Raw genomic sequence first — 10,287 nt, 5'->3', positions numbered from 1 at the left:
TGTTTTGCTGAGCCTGCTCTTCCAGCTTACGGGAGGAATACGTATTACTCAGGTAACCATAGACCAACAGTTTCAACATCAAACGGGGATGGAAGCTGGAGGCTCCGCCTCCTTTATATTTACGGTTGATCGGTTTAACATCTACCTGATCGACAACCTGTTTAACGATCCGAACCGGATGGCCTAAAGGCACTAACTCTTCCAGGCTATAAGGTAAAAATGTCGCCTGATCCGGATCATAGGGCTTAAAAACTACTTTTCCTGACATGACTTTAAATTACAAAAATTTCACATCAAAAAAAAGAAGCTGCCTCACTTTTGAGACAGCTTCTTTTTTTATTAGGTGCTGCTGTGGTTAAAGGGAATTTATAAAAGGAGTAAGGAGAAAAGTGTGGATAACAAAATGATTGAGCTGATTTATTTATCCCTGTTTTTTACGGATATTTGAAACAAATGAATTTTGAAAACAATTTAGCATTCGCTCAGGCGCTGGATCAGGCTGATCCACTTCGCGATTTAAGACAAGATTTTTTGTTTCCCCAACAAAATGGAAAGCCGTTTATTTATCTATGTGGTAATTCTTTAGGACTTCAACCTAAAGCTGCACGTCAGGTTTTAGATGAACAGTTAAACAATTGGCAGAATTATGCTGTAGAAGGTTGGTTTGAAGGGGAGACACCTTGGATGTTTTATCATAAAGAACTCAAAAAAATGATGGCGCCCATCGTTGGTGCAAATCCGGCTGAGGTTTGTCCGATGAATACACTGACGGTAAATCTTCATTTGTTGATGGTTAGCTTTTACAAGCCGACTGCAGGTCGTTTTAAGATCATTATGGAGGCTGGAGCTTTTCCTTCAGATCAGTATGCTATAGAAAGTCAAGTTCGCTTTCATGGCTATGATCCTGCTACCGCAATTATTGAGGTGGCTCCTAAGGAAGGTGAGTATACCTTACGGACAGAAGATATTACGGCTGCAATTGCTGAAAACGGTGATGAAATTGCATTGGTGTTGTTTGGAGGAGTAAACTACTTTACCGGACAATGGTTCGATATGGAGGCCATAACGAAAGCGGGACATGCTGCGGGGGCAGTTGTTGGTTTTGATTTGGCGCATGCGGCTGGAAATGTCCCTTTACAATTGCATGATTGGGATATTGATTTCGCGTGTTGGTGTTCGTATAAATATCAGAATTCTGGTCCGGGTGGTATAAGTGGCATCTTTGTGCATGAAAAGCATTTCTCTGATCCTACGTTGAACCGTTTTGCGGGATGGTGGGGTTATCAGGAACAGCAGCGTTTTAAAATGGAAAAGGGCTTTGTACCGGAAGTTGGTGCTGATGGTTGGCAGGTAAGTTGTACGCAGGTTATGCCAATGGCGTTGTACTATGCTTCTCTTCAAAGTTTTAAAAAAGCAGGGTTTATCACTCCATTAAGAAATAAGAGTAAAACTTTAACTAGCTATTTGTTTATCATTATAAATGAGGTAAATAAAGCGTTGGGAGAGGAGCAGTATAAGATCATTACTCCGCTAAGTCAAGCAGATCGCGGAGCACAGGTCTCGATCATTGCAAAGCAAAAGGGAAAAGAGGTTTTTGAACAGTTAGTTGCTAATAATGTACTTGGCGATTGGCGGGAGCCTAATGTGATCAGGTTAAGTCCAGTTCCTTTGTACAACTCTTACGAAGATGTTTTTACAACGGGAACTTTGTTGCTGGATATTAGCAAAAAGCTCCTTAAATAGTTAAAGCCTAATGCGTATTTTAGCATTAGAAAAGGCAAAATAATATGATAAATTATAATCCAAAGGATTGGATAACTTTTATATTTCATGTACATAAGGCGGATACGATCCGTACTTTGTGGCCGTTGATGCTTAGTGTAGCTGTGTTTTCTGGTGTTATCGCTTTTTTGGAGCTAAACTACTTAAAATTGGCGGAGACGATTTATGTTAAAAATATTGGGATGATGCATAACCTGCTGGGTTTTGTGATCTCTATGTTATTGGTATTTAGGACCAATACATCCTATGATAGATGGTGGGAAGGTCGCAGACTTTTAGGTGGATTAACGAACGTGAGCCGTAATTTTGCGATTAAAATAAAATCATTAAAATTAAGTCAAAACCACATAGAGTTTTTTGATTATGCTATCCCTAAGTATGCGTTTGCATTGCAGGAGCATTTAAGAGAGAAACAGTATTTTGGTAAGAATAGCCTTTTGATTGAAGTAGATGGCGGTAAGCACATTCCCAATCAGGTAGCCTCAAGTATATCGTCCAGAATTTTTGAATTACAAGCTAATGGTGAGATTACTAACGAACAACTCATTATATTGAATGCAGATGTTCAGCAGTTTACGGATTTATGTGGAGGCTGCGAGCGTATTAAAAATACGCCTATTCCGTATTCTTATAGTGCTTTTATAAAGAAATTCATCTTTATTTATGTGATTACTTTACCTTTTGGATGGGTGTTTAGTTTGGGATACTTTGTAGTTCCTATTGTTCCTTTCATATTGTATGTGCTAGCCAGTTTGGAGTTGATTGCTGAAGAGATAGAGAATCCTTTTGGAGAAGATGCTAATGACTTGCCAGTTAACGAGATTTGCAACAATATAGAAAAGCATGTTGGGGAGATCTTAAGATAAGATGGTTAAGATCGCATGGCATCCCTTGTATGCGCATCCTTTGCCTGAAGGACATCGTTTTCCAATGGTTAAATATGAGCTGATTCCTGAGCAGTTATTACATGAGGGCGTCATTACCGCAAGTAATCTGTTTGCACCTGAGCCTTTAGAAGAGGATGTGGTCTTGCTATCGCACCAAAAGGAATACTGGAATCAGTTAAAGGATTTGACGCTACCGGCGAAGGAGCAAAGAAGAATAGGCTTCCCTTTAAGTAGCCAACTGGTTGAACGAGAGGTTAGGATTGCTCAAGGGACGATTGATGGAGCTTTGTATGCACAGCAGCATGGTATCGCATTTAATGTAGCTGGTGGTACGCATCATGCAGGAAGTAATTGGGGAGAAGGATTTTGTTTGTTAAATGATCAGGCTATTGCTGCTAATTATTTGTTAAATAATGGTCTGGCTAGTCGTATTTTAATTATAGATTTAGATGTTCATCAAGGTAATGGAACTGCTGAGATCTTTAGTAATGAAGATAGGGTATTTACGTTTTCAATGCATGGGGACAAGAACTTTCCATTTAGAAAGGAAGTTTCTAACCTGGATATTGCTTTGGAAGATGGTATCAGCGATCAGGAATTTTTAGAAAAATTAAGTAAAGCACTTCCAATGCTTTTGGCGCATAACCCTGATTTTGTATTCTATCTATCGGGTGTTGATGTATTGGAAAGTGATAAGCTGGGGAAACTGGCTTTGACTAAGGCGGGCTGTAAAGAAAGAGATAGGATGGTATTGCAATTTTGTAAAGACAATCAACTACCTGTTCAGGTAAGTATGGGCGGTGGGTATTCACCAAACATAAAAGATATTGTTGATGCGCATTGTAATACATTTAAGATTGGTTTAGATATTTTTGAATAATTATGAAGATTGTTATTGCAGAGAAACCTTCGGTGGGACGTGAATTGGCTAAGGTTTTCGGTGCTACAACTAAAAAGGATGGATATATAGAGGGAAAAGGTTATTCTTTTACCTGGGCATTTGGGCATTTACTGCAATTGGCACCTCCTCAGGATTACGGCTTTATTGGCTGGCGAAGACAGCATTTACCGATGTTGCCAAAGAAATTTAAACTTGCCATCCGGAAAATCAAAACTAAGGATGGTATGGTCGAAGATCCTGGTGTACGAAAACAACTTGATATCATTAAAAAGTTATTTGATGAAGCTGAAGAGATTATAGTTGCGACGGATGCCGGGCGGGAAGGTGAACTGATTTTCCGTTATATCTATTATTTTTTGAAATGTAAAAAGCCTTTTCGGAGACTGTGGATTTCTTCGCAAACTGATGAGGCTATTAAAGAGGGTTTTAGAAACTTAAAACCGGGTACTGATTACGATACTTTGTTTAACTCAGCCCATTGCCGTTCGGAGTCGGATTGGCTGGTGGGCATGAACGCTACACAGGCATTGAGTATATCGGCAGGAAACAGATCTGTTTTATCGCTAGGAAGGGTGCAAACACCAACGTTAGCCATGATTTGCTCGCGCTATCTGGAAATTAAAAACTTCGTGCCACAGTTGTATTATCAGCTGGCTATACAATTGGATAAAGACGGACAGCTGTTTAGAGCTATGTCTGTAAATAATTTCGACAAAAAGGAGGATGCAGAAGCGCTACTTGCTAAAATCGAAGATGTTGCATCAGGTTTTAGTAATGGCGGTAAGATTTTAAGTGTTGAAGCTAAACCTAGAAAAGAACCACCTCCACTGTTGCATGATTTAAGTAGTCTACAGCAGGAAGCGAATAAGCGTAAGGGGTTTACGGCTGATCAGACGTTGAATTTGTTACAGGGCTTGTATGAAAGCAAGCTGGTTACTTATCCACGTACGGGTAGTAGGTATATTGGTGATGATGTATTTGCTGGTGTTCCCAGTTTGATTGATAAGGTAAAAGTACATAAGGACTTTGGTAAGCAAGCTGAGTTTTTGTTGACTATTCCATTAAATAAACGAAGCGTAAATGCTAAGAAGGTAACGGATCACCATGCTATTTTGCCTACTGGTGAGTCGCCATATCAATTAAGTGGTGATAAGCAAGCGGTTTATGATATGGTAGTTGGACGGATGCTTGAGGCTTTTCATCAGGAATGCGTGAAAGAAATTACCAAAATATCTGTCGAATCCGGCTCTTTGTTTGTGGCAAATGGTACTGTAATTCGCTCTGCGGGATGGCGTTCGGTTTTCAATGAGACGGATGATGAGAAAAAGGATGAGGATAACCCTGCTTTACCTAAGGTAAAAAAAGGCGAGGAATTGCCGATTACCAATAAGGCTTTGTTAGAAAAGCAAACTAAGCCGAAGGCCATGTACAACGAAGCTTCGTTGTTAAAGGCGCTGGAGACTTCGGGTAAGGATATTGAGGATGAAGAGTTGAGGTATGCGATGAAGGATAGTGGTTTGGGTACACCTGCCACGAGGGCTTCAATCATAGAGACATTAATTAACCGGGAATATATTTCGAGGGAAAAGCGTAACCTGGTGCCTACAGCGAAAGGATTGGCGGTATATGATGTGGTGAAAGATCAGAAAATTGCACAGGCAGAATTGACTGGGCAATGGGAAAAGCGTTTGGAAGAAATTCGTACAGGTGCTTCTGTGGTCGATTTTAAAGCGGAAATCGCAGATTATACGACGACCATTACCAACGAGCTTTTGCTTGCCGGAAATACATTGGCAGCGAAGCTGGCACCTGCACCGGCACCACAAGAGCCAACGAAGGTTGATTAATTTGAATTTTTGCAGTGTTGTATAAATGAAGAAGTTTATGTATTCCATTTTTGTTGTTATAATAGTTCTGGCTATAATTATCGTATGGGTGTTAAACTTACCTGTCTTTGGTAAAACTCCAGGGGGAGCTCGTTTGGAACGGTTGAAAAAACTGGCTAATTTTAAAGCAGATGGGACCTTAGAAAATTTATCGCCCACCCCAATGAAACCTGATAGTGTAAGTTATTGGGATATGATTGTTGCGATGGTAAAAGGAAATGAAGAGCGTACACCTAAGCATGAACTTCCTCATGTTACACCAGATTTTTCGGAAACTACCGCAACCAAGTTAATTTGGTTTGGCCATTCTTCGTATTATTTGCAGATCGATGGGGTTAAAATTTTGGTGGATCCGGTTTTCAGCGAGCGTACTTCACCGATATCATTTATTGGTTCAAAAAATTACGAAGGGACAAACTTTATTAAGGTTGAGGATTTTCCTGCTTTGGACATCGTTTTGATTACCCATGATCATTATGATCATCTGGATTATCAAAGTGTTTTAAAATTGAAAGATAAGACCCAGGTTTTTATTACTTCGTTAGGAGCAGGCACGCATCTGGAACATTGGGGGATACCTGTTGATAAAATAGTGGAACTGGCCTGGGGCGAAGAATCCATCACTAATGGCTTAAAATTTACCGCTGCACCAGCTCGTCATTTTACCGGAAGGCTATTTAAGAGAAATCAAACTTTATGGTCGGCATTTATATTACAAGGTGCAAAGCATAAGCTGTATTTAGGTGGCGATTCAGGCTACGATGCACATTTTAAGCGGACTGGGGAAGAACATGGGCCTTTTGATATGGCTATATTGGAATGTGGACAGTATAATGCTTACTGGCCATTGATTCATATGTTCCCAGAGCAGACTGTACAGGCGGCTCAGGATTTAAATGCAAAAGTATTGCTCCCTGTGCATTGGGGTAAATTTACGCTGGCTATGCACGCCTGGAATGAACCAATTATAAGGGCAGTGAATAAGGCTAAATCAAAAAACTTAAAAATTACCACGCCTTTGTTGGGAGAACCTGTTATTTTAGAGGAGAATTACCCTTCAAAAGAATGGTGGTCTGATAAATAGGGACTGAGGGTTAAACAATATGGCTTTCAAGGTGTTGTTTTAGTAGATTGATCTTAGAGTTATGAAAACAGATTTTATAGAAATATTTCAGACTATCAGGGCAGTATTGCAACCCTATGCTACTTTAGGCTTTAATAATAGGATCAATAGCGAGACTAACTATGATTTGTGGAGCGATATGGAGGTGGTTGCTTTTGGCAAAAAGAGAAATGAGATGTATTTTGCTGCCGTTACGATACGCAAAGATTATGTTGGATTTTATTATATGCCGGTATATGCAGAACCTGAGATGAAAAATGTTTTTGATCCTGCCCTTTTGAAGTTATTAAAAGGTAAATCATGTTTTCATATCAAAAAATTGGATGAATCGCTTTTGGCTCATATTGAAGACGCATTGGCAGAAGGATATAGATTATATAAGGAAAAGGGTTGGGTATAAGTTTGGGTTGGAAGAATGCTGTGTTAACTGCGCTCCAGGATATTGGTATTAGCGTATTGCCTGTTGAACATGAAAAATATGATCTGCTGCGGTGTCATGATAAGGTCGTCCTTCACTTAATAGCCCTTGACAACGATTATAGTCCGGAAGAATTGATTGAGCTACAATCTAGCTATCAGCTTAAAAACATAACTTTATTGCAATTATGGGAAGATGTTTGGTTAACCAAGCAGGAACAGGTATTAGGTAGAGTGCTGTCTGTTCTCGGTTTAAATCAGCGATTGCACGCACGTAAGGGCAAAATTATAACCATCAACCAAAAGGAGGCAGATGATTTTTTGAATAGCAATCATATTCAAGGTTCTGCAAGAGCCAAGTATAAATTTGCTTTACAGATCGATGGGCAAATCGTAGCTGTTGCTTGTTTTAGTAATATCAGGCCGATGAAAAGGATTGCTCCTGATTATAAATCTGTAGAGTTGATTCGCTTTGCAACCTTAATAGGGTATACGGTTACCGGAGGATTTACAAAGCTATTGAAGCATTTTATTAAAATGATCGGTCCAAATGATGTAATGAGTTATGCTGATCGTGACTGGTCGCTCGGTAATGCCTATGAGTTATCGGGTTTTAAATTGGTTGATGTAATCCCACCAGCACAAATATGGCTGCATAAAACTGACCTTCAAAGATGCTTTCCTCATCGATTGCCATCTACTGCACAAGAGGTTTTAAATGAATACCTACCTATCTTTAATACCGGGAACCTTAAATATATATTATACTTGAATGATGACAATGGATAAAAAGCCGCTTCTGGTTATACTGGGGCCAACTGCGTCTGGAAAGACTAAGCTGGCTGTCAATTTATCAAGCGCTTTGAACGGAGAAATTATTAGCGCGGATAGCAGACAGGTTTTTGAGGGGATGGATATTGGAACAGGGAAAGACCTTGATGAGTATGTTACTAATGGTAGAAAAATCCCTTACCATTTAATCGATATTAAAAGAGCAGGTGAGAGTTATAATGTAAATGAGTTTAAGGAGGATTTTTATGATGCTTTTAAAATAATCACTGATAAAAATGTAATTCCAGTATTATGTGGTGGCACTGGGATGTATATTCATAGCATTTTACAAAATCATGAGTACACGGCAATTCCACAAAATGCTACGTTAAGAGTAAGTGTAGAAGGACTTGATATCGTGGAGCTGCGGGATATATTGTCAGGATATTCTCATGAATTTACTGCCCATGCTGATTTGTCTTCCAGAAAGAGATTAATTAGAGCAATTGAAGTTTCTTCTTATTTAACAGAAAATAAACTCGAAAAAATAGAAAGGCCTGTTTTTGATCCTTGCGTTATTGGCTTAGCTTCTGATGTCAATTTACGCAGAGAAAGGATTCTGAATAGATTGGATTTAAGGCTTAAGCAAGGCTTAATAGAAGAGGTGGAGCAATTGATCGCGAATGGGGTTTCTAAGGAGAAATTGATTTTCTATGGTCTTGAATATAAGTTTGTTGTTTCTTATCTGTCCGGTGAGATTGACTATGGTGTATTGAAACAAAGACTCGGTATCGCAATATGTCAGTTTGCAAAACGACAAATGACTTTTTTCAGGAAAATGGAAAAGGATGGAGTGGAAATAAACTGGATAGATTCGGATAATACAGCTGAGCTTAGTGCTCATTCTTTGTCATTGTATGAAAAGCATTTCAATCGCAATGATTAATTATTAAGATAAAAGTTATTTTATTTAATAGCCTCAAGGATATGAGTTACAAAAGCACCATTCTAATAATGGCATGTTTTTTTTAATGGTTTATATTTATCAACTGAAGCTGGTGCTGCATTTGGAATCAAAGAATGTTAAAAATTATCTTCATCTACTTACAGACCACAAAACGCTCAATTTGCTTTACGTTTAGCTTATAGCTTACAAATTGTAATCTATAATTTAATTTATTAGTTTAAAAGCCCTTGGAAATCAAGGGCTTTTTTATTTTAGATATAATCTTAACATACATGGCATGCCATTTGAGAGATTGTAAATGAAACAGGATTAACCTGTAGTATTAATTAAATAATAAGGAAACAATAAAATGAATAGAACTACTAGATTTTTAGCTTCAGCAGCAGCTGTTGTAGCTTTGTTTTTCACGACTAATGTAAATGCCCAATCGGGTGATTCTAAAGCAACGCGCTTAGGTGTGGGGCTTAATGTTGGTGTGCCGACATCAAAAGGATATAGTCTTGCAATAGGTGGTGATTTACGTTTGCAAAAAGATTTCAGTTCAAATATTTCTGGAATGTTATCCGCAGGTTATACAAATTTTTCATTAAAAGACAGTTACGGAGGCGGTAGTTTTGGAATGGTCCCTGTTAAAGCGGGTGCTAAAGTTTTCTTCGCGGAGAGCGCCTATTTTTCTGGAGAGCTTGGGGCAGGCTTCGGTACGGAGTCGGGATCTGGTACAGCCTTTTTGTGGGCTCCGGGAATTGGTTATGGATTCGACAACGGATTAGACTTAGGTTTACGTTATGAAGGTGCCGAATTTAAAGGCGCGTCTTTGGGTCAGGTTGCACTACGTATTGCTTATGGATTTAAATTATAAGTAATTTTATAGTAAATTGTTAAAAGCTCCTGATTTTTTCAGGAGCTTTTTTATTTATTTAAAATTAAAATGCTATTTTAACCAAAAAAACGAAACATGAGAAAATATCTGGCAGTAGTGCTGATCACAGGGATAGTTTCTTGCACAAATACAGATCAAAAAGTAGCAGGGAATTCAGACACCACGTCAAAAGTCGTCGAGACAGGCATAGCAGACGTGGAATTAAAAGACAATAAAGTTCAGGCCATATATAATGGTTATATCTCTTTAAAGGATGCACTGGTGAGTACAAAATTTGAAGATGCGCAAAAAGCAGCGGCAATACTTAAGACAGGCCTTGCTAATTACAAAGGTTGTGAAAGTACTTCGTTAATCGCTGATAAGATTGCAACAGCAAAAGATATCCAAACGCAGCGTAAAGAATTTACTTCATTAAGTAGTGATGTAATTGCATTGTTTAAGCATGCGGATGTAGTTAAAGGTGCTATTTTTGTCCAGCACTGTCCTATGGCCAATAATGGTGATGGGGGCGACTGGCTTTCTTCAGAGAAGAAAATACAAAACCCATATTATGGGGATGAAATGATGGAGTGTGGTCGAGTTTTGGAAGAAATCAAAGCAGCTAAGTAATTTTTAAGATTCTTACTTGGTTTTGACCCACATTTAATAATAATTTAACAGCTTTGTTATAGTA

Annotated in this window: 11 protein-coding genes; 10 read left to right on the top strand and 1 reads right to left on the bottom strand. The window is 38.7% G+C overall.

The annotated features are described in order from the left end of the window. On the bottom strand, positions 1-268 hold a 268-nt coding region (locus tag BLS35_RS06430; protein ID WP_175459574.1), incomplete at its 3' end, for a transposase. Between the two features lie 185 nt (positions 269-453). Here BLS35_RS06430 and kynU point away from each other — a divergent pair. From kynU to BLS35_RS06380, 10 genes are all read left to right on the top strand, one after another. Then, a complete protein-coding gene (gene kynU, locus BLS35_RS06425) occupies positions 454-1,743 on the top strand; it encodes a kynureninase (protein WP_090778949.1) in 1,290 nt (429 codons plus the stop codon). A 44-nt stretch (positions 1,744-1,787) separates the two neighbouring features. Then, positions 1,788-2,648 (top strand): bestrophin family protein, encoded by an 861-nt coding sequence (locus tag BLS35_RS06420; RefSeq protein WP_090778947.1) that lies wholly within the window; start codon positions 1,788-1,790, stop codon positions 2,646-2,648. Between the two features lies 1 nt (position 2,649). Next, a complete protein-coding gene (locus tag BLS35_RS06415; RefSeq protein WP_090778945.1) occupies positions 2,650-3,549 on the top strand; it encodes a histone deacetylase family protein in 900 nt (299 codons plus the stop codon). A 2-nt stretch (positions 3,550-3,551) separates the two neighbouring features. Then, a complete protein-coding gene (locus BLS35_RS06410) occupies positions 3,552-5,417 on the top strand; it encodes a DNA topoisomerase 3 (protein ID WP_090778943.1) in 1,866 nt (621 codons plus the stop codon). A gap of 25 nt (positions 5,418-5,442) precedes the next feature. Further along, complete coding sequence (locus BLS35_RS06405; protein WP_090778942.1) at positions 5,443-6,540, top strand: MBL fold metallo-hydrolase; 1,098 nt, start codon at positions 5,443-5,445, stop codon at positions 6,538-6,540. A gap of 61 nt (positions 6,541-6,601) precedes the next feature. Then, positions 6,602-6,979 carry a hypothetical protein gene (locus BLS35_RS06400; protein ID WP_090778940.1) on the top strand — a complete coding sequence of 126 codons (378 nt, stop codon included), beginning with the start codon at positions 6,602-6,604 and terminating at the stop codon, positions 6,977-6,979. Between the two features lie 2 nt (positions 6,980-6,981). Continuing rightward, complete coding sequence (locus tag BLS35_RS06395) at positions 6,982-7,785, top strand: hypothetical protein (RefSeq protein WP_254778702.1); 804 nt, start codon at positions 6,982-6,984, stop codon at positions 7,783-7,785. Next, positions 7,778-8,713, top strand: a complete 936-nt coding sequence (gene miaA, locus BLS35_RS06390; protein ID WP_090779006.1) for a tRNA (adenosine(37)-N6)-dimethylallyltransferase MiaA — start codon at positions 7,778-7,780, stop codon at positions 8,711-8,713. The genes BLS35_RS06395 and miaA overlap by 8 nt, the downstream gene beginning before the upstream one ends. Positions 8,714-9,083: 370 nt before the next feature. Continuing rightward, the gene (locus BLS35_RS06385; protein ID WP_090778936.1) at positions 9,084-9,593 is read left to right on the top strand and encodes a hypothetical protein; all 510 of its coding nucleotides are present in this window, start codon (positions 9,084-9,086) and stop codon (positions 9,591-9,593) included. A 96-nt stretch (positions 9,594-9,689) separates the two neighbouring features. Continuing rightward, the gene (locus BLS35_RS06380) at positions 9,690-10,223 is read left to right on the top strand and encodes a DUF3347 domain-containing protein (protein ID WP_090778934.1); all 534 of its coding nucleotides are present in this window, start codon (positions 9,690-9,692) and stop codon (positions 10,221-10,223) included. Positions 10,224-10,287: the final 64 nt, after the last annotated feature.

The organism is Pedobacter sp. ok626 (assembly GCF_900100435.1).
Classification (GTDB): domain Bacteria; phylum Bacteroidota; class Bacteroidia; order Sphingobacteriales; family Sphingobacteriaceae; genus Pedobacter.
Note: the sequence above shows the minus strand (reverse complement) of the source record. Positions and strands in the feature narration are given on the sequence as shown.